Raw genomic sequence first — 23351 nt, forward strand, 5'->3', positions numbered from 1 at the left:
AGTTAACCGTTAAAAATATAAACAGTCGCCATTTTTTTTGGTTTTTATATTAAAAAAATCAAAAGCTCTTAAACGAAAAAATCCTTGCAGTTAAAAACTACAAGGATTTTTTGTACCCGGAGCGGGACTTGAACCCGCACGCCCCAAAGAGCACAGGATTTTAAGTCCGGCGTGTCTACCAATTCCACCATCCGGGCAGGACAGTTATTTTTTACGAGCGGGAGACGGGATTCGAACCCGCGACCCCAACCTTGGCAAGGTTGTGCTCTACCAGCTGAGCTACTCTCGCTTATATCGAGATAACTTTCTATTTTTACATAGAAAAGTTAGCTTCGTTAAATTTGTTATTGTTTCAATGTTTTAAAAGAATCGTTATCCTTTTGCGAGTGCAAATATAAGCACTTTTTATTTCTTAACACCAATTAAAACTTAATTAATTTTAAAAAAAATTCACAACTTACTTCAACTACATAAAAACTAAACAATTGCAAAAAAACTTCTTTTTCAAATTTGATTCACTGTTTTTGTAGTAATTTTCAATTCTTCCGCCATTAAATGCTTGCCTTGCATTTTTGTTTCTTCACTTGGTAATATCTCACAATTATCCCACAAACCGTCTACAAGTGTTTTGGCATACTCATTTGGAAGTTTACTGTTCAGCATCTCTTGACTGGCTTTTTCAGCATCGTAGCTTAATGCATGAGAAGTGAAAGTTTTTGTTTCTGAATTGTAAATAGCATACCAAACTCTCGTTGTCCCATCATTCGCTGGCATTCCAATCACTCCTGGATTAATCCAATGTCCATTTTCCAACTGCTGCATAAATGGCAATCCACAATGGCCAGCTACAACAACATCAACTCCGAGTTTATTAATGATTTCCTCTTTTCTTGAATTAGATGTGCTCCTAAAAATGAATTCTGAAATGTCCTCAAAGCCTCCATGGATTATTCCTATTCTTAATCCATCAATTTCTATAATCTGATGGTTTTTTAATGTTTTCATCCATTCAATATTCGATTTATCCACATGCATTTTAGCATACGGATACCATAAAGTAGAAAAGTCAGAACAGCGCGAACCTTCCTCGAAATTACAACCACAATTTTCTTCTCCTTCACGCAATTGAACTTCAACATTTCCAGCGATGACATTAATCCCCCATTCTCTGATAGCGTTCACTGTTTCGTTAGGGAAAGCGCAATATCCAACAACATCTCCTGTGTGGTAGACATTATGCGCAGGAATATGAAGTTTTTCAGCTTCACTCTTTAATGCTTCTAATGCATCAATATTACTATAAGAACCTCCAAAAAAGAGGTGTAAATGAGAGGATTCCATTTTAAACTATTTGAATTTTAGCCATTTCGGGACAAAGTAAACAATAAAACACATCAATAAAGCAAATATTGTGATCCAAAGCAAGTCGTTATAAGGACCGCTTGTGAAAAACATTTCATCTGGAAAAAGGTTTAGTGCCGTCATAATTCCGAAAAGGATTCCTACTCCAACGCTAAGGAAGTAACTAATTTTAGGAGCTGGAGTTCTCCAAAAAAGAAAAATTGGTGTCAATCCAATTACCATAACCCCACTAATAGTTGTTGCTGAAAGAATTTTCGGGTCGAAAAACAATGGAATTGAACCTGCCATTGCAAAGATAAACATGGCCCAGCGCCCTACTTTTAAAGTTGCTCCTCTTTTTAAATCTACAGCTATTAATTTCGATGCTGAAGAAAATGAAGAGTCTAAAGTTGAAGAAGCGGAAACAATCATAATGAAATTGATTAGCAATAACATCACTGGACCAAACAGAGTACCAAATGTTGTTAAATCACTCGATTCGGCTCCGTTTAAACGACCAAAAATCCCAACTAAACTGAATGCGAAAATTAATAATCCGCCAAGTATTCCTGCGAAAATAAAACTCCACAAAGTTGTTTTTGGTTTACTGATAAACCCTCTATCTGTCATCACTGGATCATGGAATGGATAAGAAAAACTGTGAAGAAGACCAACCAAAATTAAATTAACTCCATTGTCGAAAGAGAAATCTCCCTCTCTGATTACTTCTCTAATTGTTGATTGACTTTGTCCATTGAAAATAACTAAAATTGATATCATTAAAATTCCAAATAATCCAATTTGAATTAAATCAGAAAAGATGGAACTGCTCAACCCGCCTTTTAGAGAATAGATTAGCGTTAAACCAGTGAAAACAATCACCGAAGAATAAAATGGGGCTGTACCGTATTCTCCAAAAAAATAGCCAATCACCATCGTATTCGACCAAACTTCATTGAATAAGCGAATGGCGATGACCACCGAGAACAATTGCAGTGCCTGTCGACCAAACTTTTTACTTAGAAAAGAATGAATACTGGTGATTCCTCCTTTTGTTCGCATTCTGTAAATAATAACGCCAGCAACCAAAAACGAAGCGTAGTAAGAAGCATAGGCCAATCCACCAGTAAAACCATGTTCAAAACCTAAATCTGAAGCTACGGCAATTGACTTGGCAAACACCCAAGAAATAACCAAACTCCCTGTCAACATTCCAATATTGGGTGATTTTCCTTTCGAATTTGCAGCAAAAAACTGTTTTGCATCTTTTGCCCATGGAGACAAGATTATGAGCAAGACACTGGTTGCGATAACCAGTGTCCATTGCCAAAATTTAAAATTTTCTATTACTGCTCCCACCATCCTTTACTATTATAATTGTCTCCACCAATGGCTCCAACAGCTTCGGAGTAATTTGCTCCATTCACCGCTTGTTCAGTCGATGGATATGCATATCTCACGGGAAAAACATCATTATTCAAATTGTCTTGTGGAATCGGCAAAACTGGAAATCCTGTTCTTCTGAAATCAAACCATGCTTCATAGCCATTCATAAATGAGGCAATCCATTTCTGTGTCAGGATTTTCTCCAAATCTGTTCCTCCGCCCAATGGCACTTCAACTTGAGACAAATATCCACTTGGCATTGTTAAGCCTAAATGAGTAAAAGAAGCTTGAATTCCATTCTCATAATACATCGAAGCTGATCCAGAAATAATTCCTTTATGTGCTGCCTCTGCCAAACAAAATTGCAATTCTGAATAAGTCATAAATGCCGCTTTTACAGCATCTGGCTCATCTCTTAAATAACTTCCCAATAGAGAAACATCGCTTAAATCAAAACTATTCTGACTTTGTCTGCTCAATCCATTTGGAATACCGTTGTATTCTTCATTTCCAGGTGTGGAATTTACAGTTGGCTTATAATAATGTGACAATCTTGGGTCATTCAAAGGAGTCAGAATATCTTCCGCGGTTTTACTCATTCTCACATCAACATAGCGCCCTTCTCTTTCCGTGAAAATCACCCATTGATTTGGTGAAGCTGATAAATAGGGAACCACTGCTTCTTGCATTCCACTCTGAAAAATCATTCCACCATCAACTATATTCTGCATTTCAGTCGAAACATCTACTTTTCCACTTATGCGCAATAAATAACGAATGCGCAAACTATTGGCAAAAGCAATCCATTGATTTAAATTCCCTTGATACATAATGTCTCCATCAATTTTATCAGATGTCGATTGAAGTGTATTTACGGCTTTTTCAAGTAAATCTAGAATTCCTCCATCCGCAGTGTAAATAGCCTCTTGTTTGTCGAAAGCTGGCGTAAAGTTTCCTTCACTTTGACCTTTTAAAGCTTCAAAGTAAGGAACATTCGTCCATAAATCTGTCAACAAACTGGCTTGATGCGCAATCAAAACATCGGCAACAGCGGAATAAGCGTCATTTCCTTGTTCGCTATTTTTAATATCCGTTAAATCTTTCATCAAACGGTAAGTTGCTGTCCACAGACCTTCATTTGAACCTAAATTATATCTATCAACAGGTAAAAACTCCAAATTTGAAGAATGCTGAGCCAATAAACTTCCTGCATGCCATCCCCAATATGCCTGATTATTTGAAGCTTCTGAAAGTACATTCGACAACAGAAATTGCGGATTTACATTCTCTGGCGCATTTTGATTGATATTGGCTTGGTCAAATTTCTTACATCCTATGACAAGGAAAGAAATGAGTGTAAATATTATGAATTTTTTCATGGTCTTAAAATTTGAATTGAATATTGATTCCATAACTTCTTGAAGAAGGATAAGATAAATCCTCTACTCCATAAATTTGAGAAGTTCCTTGCATAGCGCTTAACTCAGGGTCAAAGTGCGGATTTTCTGTCCAAGTAAATAAATTTCTTGCCGTAATTCCAATTTTGAATTCTTCGATATTGAATTTTGAAACCCATCTATTAGGAAAGGTATAAGACAATCCGATTTCTCTGATTTTTAAATAAGAAGCATCGTAAACTGAACTTTCTTCATTTGCTCGGTTATAGAATTGATTGTAGTATTCTGCTGCTGAAACTGAAGTGGTGTTTTCTTCGTAAACTGGATTACTTTCTGTTCCTACATTCACCACACCATCTCCAATAATTCCTTCTTCTCTTCCGTCGATAGTTTCTGCCAAAACTCCTGAAGTTGAGCCTACAGCTTTTGTTCTAGAGATAATCTCTCCACCTTGACGCCAATCTAAAAGTACATTTAAAGTAAATCCTTTGTACTCAAATCGATTTCCGAAACCTACAATAAAATCTGGATTATAGTTTCCTAAATAACGCAACTCATTATCGCGGACAGGTAAACCATTTGTTCCATAAATAATACGTCCTTCTTCTGTTTTCATGAATCCTGTTCCGTACATATCGCCAATTTTTCCGCCATTTTTAGCATCTGCAATATAAAAAATTGTGTTTTCTGCAGTTGTGTATAATCGCGCAAAGCCTGTTGTGTATTGGTCAATTCCTTCAGGTAACTCTGTCACATAACTCGCTCCTTTACTAAAATTAGCGAAAGAAGTCCATGTAAAGTTTTCGCTTTTAACAACAGTTCCTGTCAACATGATTTCAATTCCTTTACTTTGGATTTCCCCTCCGTTCACCACTTGACCAGAATATCCACTTGCCGAAGAGGTAGGCAAAGTAATAATTTGGTCTTTTGCTGTGTTTTGATAAACTGTCAAATCCAGTCCCAAGCGTTCATTGAAGAAATACAATTCAACTCCTGCTTCCAATGCATTGATGCGCTCTGGTTTCAAATTTTCATTCAATAAAGTAGAACCGTTCGTTAATAATGGATAGCTACCATAGTTTTGGTTGAATGCATAAGTGTTTCTCAGTTGAAATGGTCCTGTATCTGAACCTACGCTTGAGGTACTTGCTCTTAATTTTCCGTAAGAAAACCACTCTGGCAAGTCTAATTTCTCAGAAAATACAAAAGCTCCATTCACTGAATAATAAGCGAAAGAGTTATTTTCAACGGGCAAAGTTGTTGACCAGTCATTTCTCACCGTTAAATCCAAAAACAAAAACCTATCAAATCCAATTCCTGTAAGTCCGTAAACCGAGTTAATTTGCTTTTGAGAATTAAATTGTGAAGCTTTTAGACCAATTTTAGAATTTTCAAAATTATAGACTCCCGGAACAGATAATTCTCCCGCTAACAAGCTTTTATACTTCGTTTCTTGAGTAAAATTATTTGCTCCAATGGCTGCGTTGAAAGTCAATTTTTCTCCAAATTTATTTTCATAGCCCAACATTAAATCCGTATTCATTTCTGTAAACGAAACATCATCTTCTCGGTAGGCTCCATTTTTAAATCGTTGCGTACTGAATGCTCTTTGAGAAGTTCTTAAATCGGCATAAGTGTCAATTCCTGAACGAAAACGAATATTCCAATGTTCTGAAATTTCGTACTTCAAAATGGCGTTTCCTAACAAACGATTTTTCTCGAATCCATTGCGGTTTTCATATACATTAAAATATGGATTATCCAGCCATTGCGTATTATAATTGAATTGTTGGAAGCCTTCTTGTCCTGCTTGCCAATAATCCTCCGCTGCGGTTAAATCGACTTGTCTTCCCATCCAAAGAAAAGAATACATCACATTTTCACTTCCATATCCTAAGCCAGGTCGGTGATTTGACGAAGAATTAATAAAAGTAGCGTGAGTTCGAATACTCAATCTTGGTGAAAAATTATAAGTACTTGTAAAAGCAACATTATTTCTCTTAAAATCTGAATTGGGTAAAGTTCCTTGATTATCTAAACGCGTATAAGACAAGCGGAAACTTCCACTTTCATTGGCTCCAGATAAAGCAATGTTTTGCTGACTCGTTACTCCAGTTTCGAAAAAGTCCCTGACATTATCTGGGTTTTTCGTCCATGGAGTTGCAGTAATTGGATTTCCATTTCTTGCAATCACATCTCCACCGCGTAGTGGATTTCCGTCATTATCATAAGACGGACCATCGTACTGAGTTATGAGTTGTCCATTCATTTCAGGGCCAAAACTCACTAGGCCGCCATCACCAATTCCACCACCAAGACCGTCTTCGTAGGCGAATTTCCCACCTGAACCTTGTCCATAAGTATTTTGAAATTCGGGTAAAAAGGCAATTTGGTCAAAAGTCACACTAGAGTTGATACTTACACCAATTCCCTGGCTTCGTTTTCCTTCTTTCGTTTCAATGATGATAACTCCACCCGCAGCACGAGAGCCGTACAAAGCAGCGGCACTTGGGCCTTTTAACACATTGATAGATTCAATATCGTCGGCACTAAAATCACCCATGCCATTTCCATAATCAACTTCGTGGAAACCTGATTCTAAGTTTTCTGTGTTATTGGCAATGAATTCATTACTCACCGGAACTCCATCTACGACAAAAAGTGGCTGATTATTACCAGAAAGGGAAGTTTCGCCACGAATAATTATGCGAGAAGAAGAACCCACTCCAGATGAACCGCTTGTGGTTTGCACTCCAGCCACTCGCCCGGCTAAAGAATTGACTAAATTTGGATGGCGAACTTCAGTTATTTCTTCACCTTTTAAAGATTGAATGGCATACCCCAAGTCTCTTTTGTTTCTTTTTAAACCCAATGCGGTTACAACCACCTCATCAAGTTCATTTATAGAAGAGACTAAAGTAATTGTCCAATCAATTTTATTTTGAACAGAAAATGATTGACTTTTATACCCTAGCCCAGAAAACTGAATAGAATCTGAAGCATTTACAAGCAACTGAAAAGCACCATTGGCATCAGTTTGCGTTCCTTGATTTTTACCTATTATTTTTACTTTTACGTAAGGAACAGCTTCATTTTTTTGATTGAATACCACACCTTGAATTGTCTTTTGCGACAAAACAGTTAGTCCGACCGTCAACAAGACGACCGTTATGAAAAATTTCATTTCGATTTGTTTTAGTTAAAAAATTTTGAATTAGTTTCCGATAAATTCGGAAAGAGCAAATGCTATGCAGCAGGTGAACCCCTAATTTCAGTCACGCCAATTTGAAGGGCGTTCATTTTTAACTGTCGGTAATTATAGTGGTGATTTACAGGAGGTATTAATCCCAAGAAGAAATAATCTTCAACAAGGCTTATCTCCTTTTCAATAAGTAGTTGAATAAATAATTTCAAATCGGAATGTGTGTTCAGTTCCGTATAAACCGTTGCTAACTGAACATAACTACTTCCTTGGAAAATAGCGCGTTTTTCAATCGATTCTACCACATGACTTGTACTCCAATCAACGGATTCGAATGAACATTTAGAAAATGCATATTTTGTTAACCCAATGGTATAGGCTCCTCCAAGATTCGTTTTCCCAACAACGACATCATGATTTTTAAATTGATGAACAACTTCGTGAATTGTATCGCTAGAAACTTGAGGAGTATCATTTCCTAAACTAATCACGGCATCATAGCCCTGTTCGAAAATTGATTTAAAAGCATTTTTAAATCTTTCAGCAAACGAATCTCCATGCTGATTGGTGCAATCAATGACAAAATAATCGTAATTTGTTTGCTTAACTGTATTAACAATTCTCTTGTTAAGATATTTAAATAGTAGTACGTTTTTACTGCTTTCCCCTTTAACGAGTTGTTTGTATTTCGATTCTTCATACGCATTACGCACAAAAAGTAAAACCGCTATTTTATTTATATCCCTCAATTGTGTACTATAGTTTTCAGTAACAGGGAGATAAAATTAACACTTTTTCATGTAGAATTAAACTTTTTATTACTGTAGACATTTTCATTATCGGATTTAATCTATTTTCGTCTTTTTATGGACAAACTATTTGATGTTGAATTTCTGAATTAAAGAAATAGTTTTTTGGATGGAATACTTACAAAAAATTGACATTTATCGAACAACTAATAATTATAGAACGGCTATACAACCATTGCTTTAGATAATTTACAAAAAAAATTGCAATTTATCGCAGAAGAAGAATTTTAAAGCTTTTTTTAAAAAAATTCTAGAAGCTTATAAAAAAAATAGACAAGGTAATTAACAAAATCAATGGAATTCCAATGCGAATGCTTTGCAACATGAAATTAGCTTCGCTGCTACTTCGTGTTTTTTTTTAAGTTCCATGCTATATTCATTCAAATATTTTCTTTTCAAATCAGGATGACAAGCTCAATAGTGTTAGAAGGCAAAAATCAGTGTTACGGACGAATGCAATTCGTCCCTACGGCCTCCTCCGAACCAAAATCCTTATTATTGATTGAACACCACCACGAATCATCAATTCATCCCACGAATTCAACACTCATCGTTCATAATTCATAATTACACCACGAATTCGTAATTCGTAATTCTCCAATTCGTAATTACCTATCCCTTCCCCACCTTCTTCTTAATTTCATTTAATTTAAAAAGCGCTTCAACAGGTGTTAAAGTATCAATATCCATATCTGCTACCTCATCTCGAATACTTACTAAAATTGGATCATCTAATTGGAAAAAACTCAATTGCATGTCGGCTGAATTTCCCGCTTCTTTTACTTTTTCTCTTTCTGAACCTCGATTAGAAGCTTCTAATTCTTTCAGCATTTTTGAGGCTCTCTCGATTACTGGATTTGGCATTCCTGCTAGTTTTGCTACGTGAATACCAAAACTGTGCTCGCTTCCTCCTTCTATCAATTTTCTCAAGAATAGAATTTTGGTACCGACTTCCTTTACAGAAACGGTGTAATTCTTAATTCTTGGAAATTTATTCGTCATTTCGTTTAACTCGTGGTAATGCGTTGCGAATAAAGTTTTACACTTGGCTTTTGGATGTTGGTGAATGTATTCTGCAATTGCCCAAGCGATTGAAATTCCATCATAAGTACTTGTTCCACGGCCAATTTCGTCCAATAAAACCAAACTTCTAGGGGAAAGGTTGTTCAAAATACTTGCTGTTTCGTTCATCTCTACCATGAAAGTAGATTCACCTGAAGAAATGTTATCTGAAGCCCCTACTCTCGTAAAAACTTTGTCTACCAATCCCAATTTCGCAGATTTCGCAGGAACAAAACAACCCATTTGCGCCATGAGAGAAATCAAGGCGGTTTGACGAAGAATTGCACTTTTACCCGACATATTTGGACCAGTAATCATGATGATTTGCTGTGTTTCATTGTCCAAATAAACATCATTCGCAATGTAGTCTTCTCCTACTCCCATTTGCTTTTCAATTACGGGATGACGACCATCTTTAATATCGATTGAAAAGCCTTCATTTAACTCAGGTCGATTGTAATTATTGGCTTTTGAAACTTTCGAAAAAGAGGAGAAACAATCCAATTGTCCAATCAAAAATGCATTGAATTGAATGGGTGTAATATAATCTGCCATGGATAAAATTAGTTCTAAAAACAGTTTTCTTTCTATGACATCAATTTTCTCTTCAGCGCCTAAAATTTTGGTTTCGTATTCTTTTAATTCCTCCGTAATATAGCGTTCTGCACTCACCAAGGTTTGCTTACGAATCCACTCTTCTGGAACTTTATCTTTGTGTGTATTTCTTACTTCCAAATAATAGCCAAAGACATTGTTAAAGGCTACTTTTAAACTTGGAATTCCTGTTCTTTCAGCTTCTCTTTTTTGTAAATCTTCCAAAAATGTTCGACCTGAATTTGAAAGTTTACGCAGTTCGTCTAATTCATCATTAAATCCATCCGCAATTACCTTTCCTTTTCCTACTTGAATTGCAGCATCTTCATCCAATTGTTCGCTAATCAAAGCAATCAATTGTTCGCAAGGATTCATACGATCGGCAATACTCAATAATGCTTTTGAATCGGTACTTTTTAATAGTTTTTGAATCGGCTCTATTTCAAGCAAAGTGTTTTTCAGCTGATTCACCTCTTTTGGATTCACTTTTCCTACTGCAATTTTCGAAGCCAAGCGTTCTAAATCGTAGATATTACTCAAACGCTGACTCAACTCAAAAGCTACGTCTTCATTGGTTTGTAAAGCATCAACTGCATCTAATCTGGCTTCAATAGCTTTTAAATCTTTCAAAGGCAGAACCATCCACCTTTTCATCATTCTACCTCCCATTGGAGTAACCGTTTTGTCTAAAACCGACAATAAAGTTGCTCCGTTTTCATGTGGAGAATTAATCAATTCAAGATTTCTAGTGGTGAAACGGTCTAGCCAAACGTATTTATCTTCTTCAATGCGACTAATTTTTGAAATATGCCCCAGTTCTTTATGCTGAGCTTCAGAAATATATTGAAGAATAGAACCAGCGGCAATCAATCCTTCTGTCATTTCTTCCACACCGAATCCCTTCAAGTTTTTTGTTTGGAAATGCTTGTTTAGTGATTCTCGCCCAAAATCTTCTGTAAACACCCAATCTTCTTGACGGAATGTGTAAAATCTTTCACCAAATAAATCTTTAAACTTTTGATCTTGTTGACGACAATACAATACTTCACTCGGTTCAAAGCCCTGCATTAGTTTGTCGATATATTCTGAATCTCCTTGCGCTATCAAGAATTCTCCTGTGGAAATATCTAAAAATGCAACACCATGTTCTTTTTTCCCAAGGAAAATGGAAGCCAAGAAATTATTCTTATTATGTTCTAAAACTTGGTCGTTCATCGCAACTCCTGGAGTTACTAATTCTGTAACACCACGTTTTACAATTGTTTTGGTCAATTTTGGATCTTCCAACTGATCACAAATGGCAACTCTTTCTCCTGCACGTACCAATTTCGGTAAATAAGTTTGTAGCGAATGATGTGGAAATCCAGCCAATTCGATATGAGTTGCACTTCCATTTTTTCTTTTGGTTAAGACAATTCCTAAAATACGAGAAGCTTTTATTGCGTCTTCTCCAAAGGTTTCGTAAAAATCTCCCACACGAAATAACAACATTGCCGTTGGATGTTTCGACTTGATCTGATTATATTGTTTCATCAGAGGAGTTTCTGCCGGTTTTTTTTGTGTCTTTGTATTCGCCAAAATGAAAATGTTTGTGTTTATTTGCAATCTGTAAACATACATTTTTCGTTGGAGAGTCCAATGATTACACCGTTCCAGTTTTCAATACTTATGAACAGAAAATTAAAACTTTGGGAATTAAATCGCCCGACAGTCGAAGAGTTTAAAGAAAAAGAGAAGTTTCCACTTGTTGTGGTACTCGACAATATTAGAAGTTTGGCCAATGTGGGAACTTTTTTCAGAACGGCCGATGCATTTAATGTTTCTAAAATCATTCTTGGTGGAATTACGGCTCAACCCCCGCATCGTGAAATTCAAAAAACAGCTTTGGGTGCTACGGAATCCATTGATTGGGAACACCATGAAAACTTGGTTGATTTATTGAAAAATTATCAAAAAGAAGGTTTTAAAGTTTACACGGTTGAACAAGCGGAAGAAACACAATTGTTGCAAGAGTTAGATATAAAAACAGATGAAAAACACGTCTTGGTTTTTGGAAATGAAGTGGATGGCGTGCAACAGGAAATTATTGATATTGCGGATGTGGTGTTGGAGATTCCACAGTTTGGTACGAAGCACAGTTTGAATGTTAGTGTTTGTGCTGGGGTGGTGCTTTGGGAGTTTGTGCGGGTGATAGGGTCAGAAGAATAACGCTGAGTTTCGCAGAGAAGCAAAGTTTCGCAAAGAGCGCCTGCGGCACTTGGTTTTTACACGGAGATAAAGGAGGTTTTTCACAGAGGGTCACAGAGAAGAATAAAAAAAGTAACATTACACTTAAAAGTCTAAGCGCCTGCGGCACTTGGTTTTACACAGAAATAAAGGCGATGAACTAAGCAGGTCGAATGTGAGGTTTTCGCAAAGGACACAAAGAAAAAAATGAGTATTACAACTCTGCGACCTCCGCGAAAACCTTAGCGCCCCCTGCGGTTAAAACTTGGAAATCTTCGCTTGAAATCTTATTCTATTAATTCTAATACTATAGCTTAACTAGTTTTGAATGGCCAATAGAGTTTTTTGTAGCTAATTTAACAACATAGTTTCCTTTTGGTAACGAACTGATGTCTAAAGTTGTTGTTTTTGAATTAACTTTTTTCATAACAAGAAGTGTTTAGTTTCCACCAAACTAATGAAAAAATATTAATCTTTAAAATTTTTGTTTGAGAATCATTTGCAATAAGTAGCAAGTTTTGAGCCTACTGCGCAAAATTATGGCTTATTTCTAAAAACCTTCACACTTGGATATTTCCCGCTAAATTCCTCCAACCTCTTCTCTCGATTCACCTCAAAAGCCTTCGACGCTTCAGACTCCGAATGCAAAGGCTTGTGTTCAAACATCATTCTTAATTTTTCATATTCTTGGTGAATTTTAGCAGTTTCCCCTGTAAAATAAGTTTCCTTAAACCGACTCCAAATTTCATCAATAGCTATTTCGTTTGGGTGAACTCCGTCTTTTTTGAAATAGGCATAATCTCGCAGTTCGTCGAGCACCAATTCATAGGCTGGGAAATAATCTACATTTGAATATTTGTCATTTAATTCATGAATTGTATTTAGCAAAACAGCCTTGCTTCTCGAGTTTTCAACTAAACCGTCCTTGGAATGCCGAACTGGACTCACCGTGAAAATGATTTTAATAGCACTTTCGCCTTTTAATTTCTCAATGACTTCACTCCATTTCTTGGTGATTTCTTCTACTGTCAATAAACGCTTTCTAAATTCAGAATTAGGAGCTTTATGACAATTCGCAACAATTTGATTTGAAGATTTTCTTTCATACACCCAAGCCGTTCCAAAAGTCACAAAAAGTATTTTCGAAATCGACAAAGAATCTAAAAATGACTTTCTTAATTCAAGAAGTTTAGATTTTAACTTTTGACTTTCATAGGCAAAACAAGTGCTGTTCGCCAACCATGAAAGCGCCACTCCATCTTTTTCGAAAACTGAATTTTTTAATTCTTCATCGCTTATCAGTAGAAAGTCTGCCAGAGAAATAGGGTTAAAAACCACTCCGAAAGGATTTGAGTGAATGCTAAAACCAGATTTTGACATTTTATTGGATAAATGTTCTGAAAAACAGCTTCCTAAAAAGTGATACTGATTTCGATAATCAATTAGATTTTGGTGTGGAATTTCAACTTTCGTTTTTCGCATGAACTAATCCTTTTTAAGCGTTTCCTCCAAAACTCGACTCCAATTTTTCCATTTTCCGTTATTTCCAATGGTTTCATTATGCCAAAGCGCAACGAAATTCCCACCGTAAATTCGCACTTCTTTTTTGAGATTCTTCACGACTTTAATTGCTTCTTCAACATTCAATTCCATGTATTCATTCAATGTTCCATCCATGTAAGAAATAGGATGTAATCTTAATTTAGAAGGTCGATTTTCCTTTAAATTAAACCAAGTAAATGGTCGAGCGATTCCTGCTCTAAACCCAATTTGATCTGCGTAGCCTAAAGAATAATCATCAGTAAATCCAACTTTCTCTAAATCCTCAAATGTATAGGGAAGTTTTACCTTCAAAAAATGTTGCCGAGTGCTGCTTATTTCTTCACCTAAAATATCTTCTATTCTCGCTTTTTCATCTCGCAAAACAACCCTAGATTTATTGGATTGATAGCTAGGATGCAAACCAACATCTGCATATTCATTTACTTCTGAAATTAACCTTCGGTGATTTTCATTCTCGTAATCTACATTTCGGTCATAGGTGCTGTATTCTCCTAATAACCAAAACACTTTTACATCAAAACCGCTGTTGGCAATCCCTTCAATGATTTCGTAAGTATCGTAAGGGTCTTTTTTAAATCCGGCCAACACCTCTTTTCGTTCTTTCAGTCGAAATTTGTCATATTTCAAAAGATCTTTCGCTATACTCATGTATTTTCGCCATCCTTTTTTCAAACGATAAGCATAAACATTATCTATATCGAAAGAAGGAATAATATTAAATGGAATTTCTTTTGGATTCAAAGTGCAAGCATTTTGTGTTTCAATGAATGAAATAAAAAGCTCTGACCAACGCTCAACGACAAGTTTATTTAGCCATTTCATCTTGTAGAGCAAAGATTTCGACCCTATATTTCTATCGTGTTCATCTGTTTCTTCATTGGTAAAATCATCATATAAAGAAATAACATAAAAAATACTTCCTATAACATCTGGAATTCCGTCAATGCTCAATATTTCCTCACCATTCCATTCCGTCTTGTCAACCAAATGACTTATGATTTCCTCTTCAAAAAGAATTGTAGAAGGATAAAGCGTTGCATCTTCATCAAACACCCTATCCTCAGAATAAGCCAATTTTGGTAAAGGTGCATCCTTAAAACTTTTGACATCATTCAGCAATTGGTATTCGATATTTCTATCCTCGAATATCAGAGACATCGTATAGGTCAATCGTCTGGTAATTTGATCTGCGTAAATCGTAAGCATCATATTATGCTAATCTACTTATTTTTTGAAATATGAGAGATCTTTGGGTTGATATTTTTTTCGTAGAGGCACAATGCATTGTGCCTCTACGAAAAAAAAACATCCTAACTATTTCGCATCATTCAAACCCCAATCATAATCTTTATAAGTAAGATCAGTTCCTGGCTTAATTTTCACCTTTGAATATTTGTTGATATATGCAATTACGGATGGTGCATTGTTTTTAAAATCTCCAGAGAACCACTTAAACAAAGAAGAAACTTCTGCTTTATTTTCAGTAATTGTATTTTTCGTTTTATCATTAATAAAACTCATCATTTGTTCGTCCATTTGCTGTTCTACTTTATCTCCCATAAACGCTCCTTTTCGCAAAGCTGGACAAGAAACGGAAGCGCAATTTACAACGGCATGAACTCTGGCATCATCCCAATCTTTTCTTAGAATATTGTGTTCGATATTGTTCAAATCATAAGTTTCATCGCCTAAATGAATAAATTTTATGTCCCAAGTTGTATTTATACGATAAACAGAACCTCCTAAATCTTGAATAGATTTTACTGGATAATTACGAATAATTAATTGAATAGTAAATGCATTGTAAGCATTGATCCAATAAGCTTTCTTTTCACCAGAAGTCCATTTATCATTTGGATGATTATCTGCTAAATCTTTCAAATAAGAATTTAATTCTGTAGAGTCTTTGATAAACCCTTTGTAATCCACAAACCCTTTGTCACTTACATGCTTTTTCGTGAGTTTATCCCATTTAGTATGTTGATGAAAGGAATTTCCTGACTGAGCAAAAGCACCTGTTGAAATAGTTAATAGAAAGAAAAACGGTAATATTTTAAATATAAACATATAAGTGTTTTAAATTTGCGATAATGAAACATTCAATTATCATTCCAACGCTGAACGAAGAAGAGAAAATTTCTCATTTATTAGAATTCCTTACTAAAAACGCTTTGTCTGATTCAGAAATCATCGTTGTGGACGGCGGTAGTAAAGATAAAACAATAGCATTGGTAAAAAGGTTTGAGAATGTTAATTTAATAGAAACAAAAAAAGCATCTCGGGCATATCAATTGAATGAAGGTGCAAAAAAGGCCACGGGAGAACTTCTTTATTTTATTCATGCAGATGTATTGCCACCACAAACTTTTGAAGCCGATATAGAAATTGCTTTACAAAAAGAGTATGAATTTGGATGCTATCGTTTTGTGTTTGATAAAAATGCAATCATGCTAAAATTTAACGCCTGGTGGACGCGCTTCGATTTTATGTTTTGTAGAGGTGGCGATCAAACTTTATTCGTTACAAAAGATGTTTTTAATCAATTGAATGGCTTCGATGAGCATTATATAATTATGGAAGATTTTGACTTTATTTTGAGAGCTCGAAAAAAGTTTAAATTTAGAATAATCCCAAAAAATGTGGTCGTTTCGGCTCGAAAATATAAACTCAACTCCTATTTCAAAGTCAACATGGTTAACCTCTACAGCTATTGGAGTTTCATGCTAGGAAAATCCCCAGAAAAAATCAGAGATAATTATAAAACTTGGTTGAAGTTTGATTGATTGAAATAAAGACAGAAAATTACCTTACTCGGTGCCTTCGATAAGCTTAGTCGCCGAAAGATTGTCCGTTGACTGAGCCTGCCGAAGGAAACATTTACTCGGAAAATCCCCAGAAAAAATCAGAGATAATTATAAAACTTGGTTGAAATTTGATTGAATTGGTAATTCGAATGGTGTTTGGTATATGTTAAGGACGATTACTCCCTTTGGTCATGAGATCGCTTCGCTAAGTTTACAAATCGTCCCTACATTGTAACTTCGTACAATGTGCGTAAATACCTAACACCACTTCAAAATTTCGCTCGCAATAAACTCCGCTGCTTTTCCATCGCCATATAAACTTGGAAACTCCGCTCCTCTTTGCTCCAACATATCCTTTACTCCATTCACAATTCTGCTCTGATCTGCATCAGCAATTACAGCAACTCCTTGTTCCACAATCTCAACCCACTCTGTTTCTGGTCGTAAAATCACACAAGGTTTTTTGAAGAAATAAGCTTCTTTTTGCAGTCCTCCGCTGTCAGTTATAATCAATTGACAATTCTTCTCCAATGAAATAATCGTCAAAAAAGAAATTGGCGGAATAATCTTAAATTGTTTACAGTCTTTGATTTTCTGATGAAATTCTTCTGAAAAATGTGCTTCCATGCATTTGTGTGTTCTCGGATGCAAAGGCAAAACAACTAAATGATCTGGATAAAGCTCTGTTATTTCTAAAAATGCTTCAAAAATAGCTTTTAACTTTTCCGGATGATCGGTATTCGCTCCTCTGTGAACTGTGGCTAAAAAATAAGGTTTGTGGTGCAAATCTAATTCTTGATGTGTCGTTAAATTCTCCTCAGCAATTTCAGAAAAATACAGACTATTGTCATACATAATATCGCCACTGTAATAAACTTTTGGGTTATCAGCATTAAAAGGCGCAACATTATCTAATTTAAAACCTTCATTCTTCAAATGCTCAACCCCTGTTTTCGTTGGTGAAAAAAGTAAAGTCGAAACATGGTCGCACATTATGCGGTTTATCTCCTCCGGCATAGATTTATTGAAACTTCTTAAACCCGCTTCAATATGTACAATTGGAATGCCCATTTTAGAACCTGCAATTGCGCCTGCTAAGGTTGAATTGGTATCGCCATAAACCACAATAGCATCTGGCTTTTCTTTGGTGAGCAGTTCTTCTAAACCGGTAATCATTTCAGCGGTTTGAGCACCGTGAGCACCAGAACCAATATTCAAATTATAGTCTGGTTTCGACAAGCCCAGCTCCGTAAAAAACACCTCCGACATTTGCTCATCATAATGCTGACCAGTATGGACCAAAACTTCTGTGAGTTGATCTGCATATTTCGTTTTTATTGCCCGAGATAAAGCTGCAGATTTGATAATCTGTGGTCGAGCGCCTATAATAGTGATGATTTTCTTCATTTGGTGTAATTTGATTGGCGAAAATAGTGATTTTGTTTGGGAAATATGAAAAACATCGTAGCGACACAATGCATTGTGTCGCTACATATTTCCATAATACCATTTAAACGGTATTACCAAACCAATAAAAAATCACCATTTTTGCATTATAATGGGAAATAAGAAGAAAATTGCATTGGTTGGTAATCCTAATTCAGGAAAAACATCATTGTTTAACCAACTTACTGGATTAAATCAAAAGGTTGGGAATTATCCTGGAGTTACGGTTGACAAGCGTTCAGGAACGATAAAACTACCCAACGATGAAGTTTGTGAATTAATCGACTTACCAGGAACTTATAGTTTATCCTCTAAAAATGACGATGAAAAAGTAGTTCAAGACATTCTGCTTAATCCGAAATCTGAGGCTTTTCCTGATTTAATTATAATCGTTGTAGACGGAACAAACTTAGCCAGAAACTTATTTTTGGCATCTCAAGTCATTGAAATTGGAATTCCTGCAATTATGGCCATAAACATGGTGGATATCGTGGAGAAAGCCGGAGATCAATTGAAAATCAGAGAGATTTCTGAATATTTTGATGTTCCGACAACAGCTATTTCAGCAAGAAAAAATAAGGGAATTAAAGAATTATTGGAGTTAGCCACAACTGAAATTTCACCTTCTCAAAAATCACTTTTCAAAAAAGAAAAACACGAAAAACTCTTAGATGATACACAGCATTTGTTTGTTTCAACTACTCCATACATGTTGTTCAAGCAAATTAATAATGCAAAATCCTTATTAGAAGAAAAAGAATTAAATGAATTAGAAGAGATTTCTAAAAGAAATGATTTTGAACCCTTAAAAGAGGAGATTCTTGAAATAAGTGAGCGTGTTTCGACAATAAACAAAACCAGTGAACAATTCTACATCAAGAAATCTAAAGAAAAACGTAGAACTGAAACAGATAAAATCGATAAATATGTAACGCATCCTTTTTGGGGATTCTTCATATTCTTGGCAGTGTTTTTCGTCCTTTTCCAAGCGATTTTTACATTCGCATCCTACCCTATGGATTTAATCAATGATGGAATCGTTGACTTAGGTGTTTGGGTAGGAAACCTCCTCCCAGATTCATGGTTTGCCGACTTTATAGCAGATGGAATTTTTGCAGGTTTAGCGGGAGTTCTTGTTTTTGTTCCTCAAATTATGATTCTTTTTGCGCTGATAGCCATTTTGGAAGATACTGGTTATTTATCGAGAGTAAGCTTCATGACTGACGGACTCTTAAAACGCTTTGGAATGAACGGAAAATCTGTAATTCCGCTTGTTGGAGGATTCGCTTGTTCTATTCCTGCAATAATGGCTGCTCGTGCAATTGAAAACAAAAGGGAACGCTTTATTACGATCTTCATCACTCCACTTATGGCCTGTTCTGCAAGATTGCCCGTTTATGTATTCTTGGTGTCTTTCATTGCACCCGACGATTATGTTTGGGGCTTTATTAGCGTTCAAGGATTATATATGATGGGACTTTATCTACTTGGTTTTGTAGTCGCTTTGATGGTAGCAATGGTCATTAATATCTTTAGTAAAAAAGATGGAGATGGAAGCTTCATTTTAGAACTACCAAATTATAAAATTCCTAGCTTAAGAAACGCTGTCAATGCAGCCATCAACAAAGGAAAAATCTTCGTTTTACAAGCCGGTAAAGTAATTTTAATTGCCTCCATCGTTTTATGGGTACTCTCCTACTTTGGTCCTGGCGACCGCTTCGAACAAATCGAAGATAAATACACTACATTAATTGCCGAGAATGATGTTTATGCGGACTCATTGTACACTAAAATGAGCAGTGAAAAACTAGAAAATTCTTACCTAGGAATAATGGGAAAAACCATAGAGCCAGTCATTCAACCTTTAGGATTTGACTGGAAAATAGGAATTGCAATTGTTGCTTCGTTTGCCGCAAGAGAGGTCTTCGTAGGAACAATGTCTACGATTTACAGTGTAGAAGGCGGTGAAGAGAACGAAAAAGGATTAAAAGCCATCAAATTCTCCTACGCAACTGCATTCTCCTTATTGATGTTCTATGTTTTCGCATTGCAATGTATGAGCACAATGGCAATTGTTAAACAAGAAACTGGCAGCTGGGGAATAGTGGCAATTCAGTTTGTTGTGTTCACAGGAATCGCTTATTTGGCTTCGTGGCTCACCTATTCTATATTTAGCTAATGATTGATAATTTGTAAATCCATCCAAATAACTTACATTTGTTATCGTAACGCTGATTACTGTAATACTGGTTACGATAAATAACAATTTTGAAAAATGAAGTTTTACGATAGAAAAAGCGAGTTAGCTCTTTTAAAAAAAATAGAAAAAACGGCACAAGAGCATGCCCAAATGACCTTTATGGTGGGTCGAAGAAGAATTGGAAAAACCAGTTTACTGATAAAAGCCTTTGAAGAATCAACACATCTTTACTTTTTTGTTGCTAAAAAGAATGAATCCCTTTTGTGCGCTGAGTTTGTTGAAGAAATCAAAAAACAGCTCAACATTCCAGTATTTGGAGAAATTAAAACTTTTAAAGTTTTATTCAATTGGCTGATGGAACTTTCGAAAAATCATGATTTCACCTTAATCATAGATGAATTTCAAGAATTTAACTGGATCAATTCGTCAATATTCTCTGAAATGCAAAACATTTGGGATGGCAACAAAGATGAAAGTAAAATGAACCTCATCCTGTGCGGCTCTATTTATTCAATGATGTCAAAAATTTTCGAAAATGTAAAAGAGCCATTATTCGGAAGAGCTACACATCGCATTCATCTAAAAGCCTTTGATGTTGAAACATTGAAAGAGATTTTGACAGATTATTCTCCTAGTTATTCTAATGATGATTTGCTCGCATTCTATTTATTCACGGGTGGTGTAGCTAAATATGTGGAACTTTTGGTACAAAAAAGAGCTTTCACCCTACCGTTAATATTGGATGAAATTGTTGCAGAAAATTCACTTTTTTTAGAAGAAGGTAAAAATGTATTGATAGAAGAATTTGGTAAAGATTATGGAAATTACTTTTCAATACTTACACTTATTGCTTCAGGAAAAACATCTCGTGCCGAAATAGAGTCTATTCTGGAGATACAAACAGGAGGTTTTTTAAGTAAACTAGAGAACGAGTATGGACTACTCAAAAAAGTGCGTCCTGTATTATCAAAACCCAACAGTCGATCAGTAAAATATACAATAGAAGATAATTTTCTTAAGTTTTGGTTTCGTTTTATCTACAAAAACAGAAGTGCTGTCGAGGTAAGCAATTACGATTACATCAAGGAAATTATCAATAGAGATTATCGTACATACAGCGGGAAAATCTTAGAAAAATACTTTATAGAGCAGTTTAAGGCAACTAAGAACTACAATGTGATTGGTACCTATTGGGAGAAAAAAAATCAAAATGAGATTGATATTGTAGCCATAAACGAACTTAAAAAAACAGTATTGATTGCAGAAGTTAAGAGAAATGCTAAAAAGATAAGTTTGGAAAAACTAAAAGTAAAATCGACGAAGCTAGCACTTCAACTGCAGAACTATAAAATCACCTACAAAGAATTATCACTAAAAGACATGTGAATAATTAATAAATTATTATAAACTACCCTAGACTCTCTCATTTAGCTTACCGCGAGCTTTCAGCTCGTGGTAACTCCTTACTCCTCACTCCTTACTGAGTAAACAAACAACATAAGCCTTCAGCGCTTTCTGCGTACCAAAAGAATCCACTTTTTCGTGAGTTGTTGCTTTTATTGAGATATTATCCAAATCCGTTTCGAGAATATCAGCAATCGTTTTTTGCATTGCAGGAATGTGCGGATTCAACTTTGGTTTTTCCAGAATAACAGTAGCGTCCAAATTTCCTAAAACATATCCCTTTTCTTTTACGAGTTTAAAAGTATCTCTTAAAAGAATTTGAGAGTCTATGTTCTTGTATTTTGGGTCTGTATCTGAAAAGTGAAAACCAATATCACGCAAATTCAGTGCTCCTAACATGGCATCACATATTGAATGCAGCAATACATCAGCATCAGAATGACCAAGTGCCCCTAATTCTGCTGGAATATTTACTCCGCCAACAATTAAATCACGTCCTTCGACGAGTTGATGAACATCAACCCCAAAACCAATTTTAATTTTCATTAATCGGGCTTTACAGATCCTTTATTCGCTGCTTTATTATTGTTCTTCAAATGCAATCTTAAAGTAAAACGGATTGTATTTTGAAGCGGATTATTTCTTCTTAAAGAAGTTAAGTAAGAAAAATCAATTCCAAACATGTTATACTTCAAACCTACACCAAACGTCAGGTGCTGACGCGCTCCTTTATTCAAATTTTCATAAAAATAACCTGCTCTAGCAGCAAATAAATCATTGTACCAGTATTCTATCCCTGTACCAATCATAATCTCTGTTAGCTCCTCCTTAAGCTTTGTACCCTCTACCACTTCGTAAGAACCGTCGGCATTCTGTATGAACTCTCCATTTTCGTCCTCAGCTAAAGCACCTGGAGCATCATAAAAGGATTGCAACATCCCTGGTACTACTCCTACATTTGGGTCATAACCAGACATAATTTCACCTGTAGCGCTACTTCTCAATGGCGAAGTAGGAACGAGTAGCTTAGACACATCCACAGCCCAAGTTAAACTATTGTATGAATCTAAATCAAAAGTCATGGCTGACCCTAGTTTCAAATTGGTTGGTAAAAAATCTCTGTCATCATCAATAGTGTATGAAACCTTATTACCAACATTATTTAGAGTCACACCAAAAGCCAATGAACCTGGAGTTCCTCCATAGCGTATATCTTCATTAAAATAAGAGAAGGAAACATCAGCTGCTCCTGCCATTCCTGCTTTACTTGAAGAACCTTCTACAGAAGCCCCAGCAGTTAAATCTGAATAAATAAATTTACCATTTAATCCCAATGAAAATTTATCATTTAATTGGAAAGAGTATCCAGCCAAAAGCTCAAACTCGGAAGGCGTGTGTACCTGAGTTTTATTCCCGTTATTGTCTGTAAAAACGATTTCCCCTAAACTAAAAAAGCGAAGGGAACCTCCAACAACGTTTCTTTCATTCAAACGAATGAATCCCGCTAAATGAGAAAGATTAATATCATTTGCAATATTCTTCAACCATGGAGAATAAGACAATGAAATCTCAGAGTCCTCCTCCGAAAAGGCAAGCATTGAAGTATTCCAAAAAAATGAATTTGAAGTAGGGCTAATTGCCGTACCCACATCACCCATTGCTCCAGATCGTGAGTCTGGTGTAATTTGAAGAAAAGGAACTGCTGTTGTAATGGTATTCAGCTGTAAATCAGAAGCATCCTTAGGTTCATTTCCACTTTGACCAATTACGGCAGCTGACATTATTGTTGTTATACCGGCAAATAAATATTTTTTTATCATTTATTGTGTTGTTATTCGACTTTTACGTATCCGATTTCAGGCATATAGAAACCCGATTTTAAACTTTAAACAATTGTTAATTTACAAATATACGTAA

General features: G+C 35.6%; 17 protein-coding genes and 2 tRNA genes. 4 read left to right on the forward strand and 15 right to left on the reverse strand.

The features are described from left to right. Window positions 1-113: 113 nt before the first annotated feature. From DIT68_RS05360 to mutS, 8 genes are all read right to left on the reverse strand, one after another. Window positions 114-197 (reverse strand) — tRNA-Leu (locus tag DIT68_RS05360). Between the two features lie 19 nt (window positions 198-216). Next, window positions 217-289, reverse strand: a tRNA-Gly gene (locus DIT68_RS05365). A gap of 215 nt (window positions 290-504) precedes the next feature. Further along, the gene (locus DIT68_RS05370) at window positions 505-1341 is read right to left on the reverse strand and encodes a metallophosphoesterase family protein (protein ID WP_109358796.1); all 837 of its coding nucleotides are present in this window, start codon (window positions 1339-1341) and stop codon (window positions 505-507) included. 6 nt (window positions 1342-1347) lie between these two features. Further along, complete coding sequence (locus tag DIT68_RS05375) at window positions 1348-2703, reverse strand: SLC5/6 family protein (protein WP_109358797.1); 1356 nt, start codon at window positions 2701-2703, stop codon at window positions 1348-1350. Further along, window positions 2688-4106 (reverse strand): SusD/RagB family nutrient-binding outer membrane lipoprotein, encoded by a 1419-nt coding sequence (locus DIT68_RS05380; RefSeq protein WP_109359013.1) that lies wholly within the window; start codon window positions 4104-4106, stop codon window positions 2688-2690. Before DIT68_RS05380 ends, DIT68_RS05375 begins: the two co-directional genes overlap by 16 nt. Before the next feature lie 4 nt (window positions 4107-4110). Beyond that, entirely contained in the window at window positions 4111-7308 is a 3198-nt protein-coding gene (locus DIT68_RS05385) for a SusC/RagA family TonB-linked outer membrane protein (RefSeq protein ID WP_109358798.1), read from the reverse strand. A 62-nt stretch (window positions 7309-7370) separates the two neighbouring features. Next, complete coding sequence (locus DIT68_RS05390) at window positions 7371-8075, reverse strand: TIGR04282 family arsenosugar biosynthesis glycosyltransferase (protein WP_109358799.1); 705 nt, start codon at window positions 8073-8075, stop codon at window positions 7371-7373. A gap of 672 nt (window positions 8076-8747) precedes the next feature. Beyond that, entirely contained in the window at window positions 8748-11324 is a 2577-nt protein-coding gene (mutS, locus tag DIT68_RS05395) for a DNA mismatch repair protein MutS (protein WP_233244163.1), read from the reverse strand. Window positions 11325-11459: 135 nt separating this feature from the next. On the opposite strand from mutS, the gene DIT68_RS05400 reads away from it, so the two are divergent. Next, on the forward strand, window positions 11460-11999 hold the full coding sequence (locus DIT68_RS05400) for an RNA methyltransferase (RefSeq protein WP_109359014.1): 540 nt from the start codon (window positions 11460-11462) through the stop codon (window positions 11997-11999). A gap of 325 nt (window positions 12000-12324) precedes the next feature. Here DIT68_RS05400 and DIT68_RS16675 read toward each other — a convergent pair whose 3' ends face one another. The 4 genes from DIT68_RS16675 to DIT68_RS05420 all read right to left on the reverse strand — a co-directional run bounded on the left by DIT68_RS16675 (window position 12325) and on the right by DIT68_RS05420 (window position 15647). After that, window positions 12325-12444 carry a T9SS type A sorting domain-containing protein gene (locus tag DIT68_RS16675; RefSeq protein WP_109358801.1) on the reverse strand — a complete coding sequence of 40 codons (120 nt, stop codon included), beginning with the start codon at window positions 12442-12444 and terminating at the stop codon, window positions 12325-12327. Window positions 12445-12554: 110 nt separating this feature from the next. After that, window positions 12555-13499 (reverse strand): GSCFA domain-containing protein, encoded by a 945-nt coding sequence (locus tag DIT68_RS05410; RefSeq protein WP_109358802.1) that lies wholly within the window; start codon window positions 13497-13499, stop codon window positions 12555-12557. A 3-nt stretch (window positions 13500-13502) separates the two neighbouring features. Beyond that, window positions 13503-14789 (reverse strand): polysaccharide deacetylase family protein, encoded by a 1287-nt coding sequence (locus DIT68_RS05415; RefSeq protein WP_146194128.1) that lies wholly within the window; start codon window positions 14787-14789, stop codon window positions 13503-13505. Between the two features lie 105 nt (window positions 14790-14894). Continuing rightward, window positions 14895-15647: a DUF547 domain-containing protein gene (locus DIT68_RS05420; protein WP_109358804.1), complete on the reverse strand. Its 753-nt coding sequence runs from the start codon at window positions 15645-15647 to the stop codon at window positions 14895-14897. Between the two features lie 23 nt (window positions 15648-15670). On the opposite strand from DIT68_RS05420, the gene DIT68_RS05425 reads away from it, so the two are divergent. Continuing rightward, window positions 15671-16363, forward strand: coding sequence for a TIGR04283 family arsenosugar biosynthesis glycosyltransferase (locus DIT68_RS05425; RefSeq protein ID WP_109358805.1), 693 nt, complete (start codon window positions 15671-15673; stop codon window positions 16361-16363). Window positions 16364-16642: 279 nt separating this feature from the next. On the opposite strand, the gene wecB is transcribed toward DIT68_RS05425, so the two are convergent. Further along, window positions 16643-17791 carry a non-hydrolyzing UDP-N-acetylglucosamine 2-epimerase gene (wecB, locus tag DIT68_RS05430; protein ID WP_109358806.1) on the reverse strand — a complete coding sequence of 383 codons (1149 nt, stop codon included), beginning with the start codon at window positions 17789-17791 and terminating at the stop codon, window positions 16643-16645. Window positions 17792-17942: 151 nt separating this feature from the next. Here wecB and feoB point away from each other — a divergent pair, with 151 nt between their 5' ends. Then, complete coding sequence (feoB, locus tag DIT68_RS05435; RefSeq protein ID WP_109358807.1) at window positions 17943-20009, forward strand: ferrous iron transport protein B; 2067 nt, start codon at window positions 17943-17945, stop codon at window positions 20007-20009. Window positions 20010-20105: 96 nt separating this feature from the next. Next, on the forward strand, window positions 20106-21416 hold the full coding sequence (locus tag DIT68_RS05440; RefSeq protein ID WP_109358808.1) for an ATP-binding protein: 1311 nt from the start codon (window positions 20106-20108) through the stop codon (window positions 21414-21416). Between the two features lie 84 nt (window positions 21417-21500). Here the strand turns inward: DIT68_RS05440 and ispF are convergent, their stop codons facing one another. Together ispF and porV are read right to left on the reverse strand one after the other, a co-directional pair. Then, window positions 21501-21980, reverse strand: coding sequence for a 2-C-methyl-D-erythritol 2,4-cyclodiphosphate synthase (gene ispF / locus DIT68_RS05445; protein ID WP_109358809.1), 480 nt, complete (start codon window positions 21978-21980; stop codon window positions 21501-21503). Next, window positions 21980-23254, reverse strand: a complete 1275-nt coding sequence (porV, locus tag DIT68_RS05450) for a type IX secretion system outer membrane channel protein PorV (protein ID WP_109358810.1) — start codon at window positions 23252-23254, stop codon at window positions 21980-21982. The genes ispF and porV overlap by 1 nt, the downstream gene beginning before the upstream one ends. Between the last annotated feature and the right edge of the window lie 97 nt (window positions 23255-23351).

The organism is Brumimicrobium oceani (genome assembly GCF_003143775.1).
Taxonomy (GTDB): domain Bacteria; phylum Bacteroidota; class Bacteroidia; order Flavobacteriales_D; family Crocinitomicaceae; genus Brumimicrobium; species Brumimicrobium oceani.

Coding starts and splice junctions, on each gene's coding strand:
- DIT68_RS05370 (WP_109358796.1), bottom strand. CDS start 1,341: ATGGAATCCTCTCATTTACACCTCTTTTTTGGAGGTTCTTATAGTAAT.
- DIT68_RS05375 (WP_109358797.1), bottom strand. CDS start 2,703: ATGGTGGGAGCAGTAATAGAAAATTTTAAATTTTGGCAATGGACACTG.
- DIT68_RS05380 (WP_109359013.1), bottom strand. CDS start 4,106: ATGAAAAAATTCATAATATTTACACTCATTTCTTTCCTTGTCATAGGA.
- DIT68_RS05385 (WP_109358798.1), bottom strand. CDS start 7,308: ATGAAATTTTTCATAACGGTCGTCTTGTTGACGGTCGGACTAACTGTT.
- mutS (WP_233244163.1), bottom strand. CDS start 11,324: ATGAAACAATATAATCAGATCAAGTCGAAACATCCAACGGCAATGTTG.
- DIT68_RS05400 (WP_109359014.1), top strand. CDS start 11,460: ATGAACAGAAAATTAAAACTTTGGGAATTAAATCGCCCGACAGTCGAA.
- DIT68_RS16675 (WP_109358801.1), bottom strand. CDS start 12,444: ATGAAAAAAGTTAATTCAAAAACAACAACTTTAGACATCAGTTCGTTA.
- DIT68_RS05410 (WP_109358802.1), bottom strand. CDS start 13,499: ATGCGAAAAACGAAAGTTGAAATTCCACACCAAAATCTAATTGATTAT.
- DIT68_RS05415 (WP_146194128.1), bottom strand. CDS start 14,789: ATGATGCTTACGATTTACGCAGATCAAATTACCAGACGATTGACCTAT.
- DIT68_RS05420 (WP_109358804.1), bottom strand. CDS start 15,647: ATGTTTATATTTAAAATATTACCGTTTTTCTTTCTATTAACTATTTCA.
- DIT68_RS05425 (WP_109358805.1), top strand. CDS start 15,671: ATGAAACATTCAATTATCATTCCAACGCTGAACGAAGAAGAGAAAATT.
- wecB (WP_109358806.1), bottom strand. CDS start 17,791: ATGAAGAAAATCATCACTATTATAGGCGCTCGACCACAGATTATCAAA.
- feoB (WP_109358807.1), top strand. CDS start 17,943: ATGGGAAATAAGAAGAAAATTGCATTGGTTGGTAATCCTAATTCAGGA.
- DIT68_RS05440 (WP_109358808.1), top strand. CDS start 20,106: ATGAAGTTTTACGATAGAAAAAGCGAGTTAGCTCTTTTAAAAAAAATA.
- ispF (WP_109358809.1), bottom strand. CDS start 21,980: ATGAAAATTAAAATTGGTTTTGGGGTTGATGTTCATCAACTCGTCGAA.
- porV (WP_109358810.1), bottom strand. CDS start 23,254: ATGATAAAAAAATATTTATTTGCCGGTATAACAACAATAATGTCAGCT.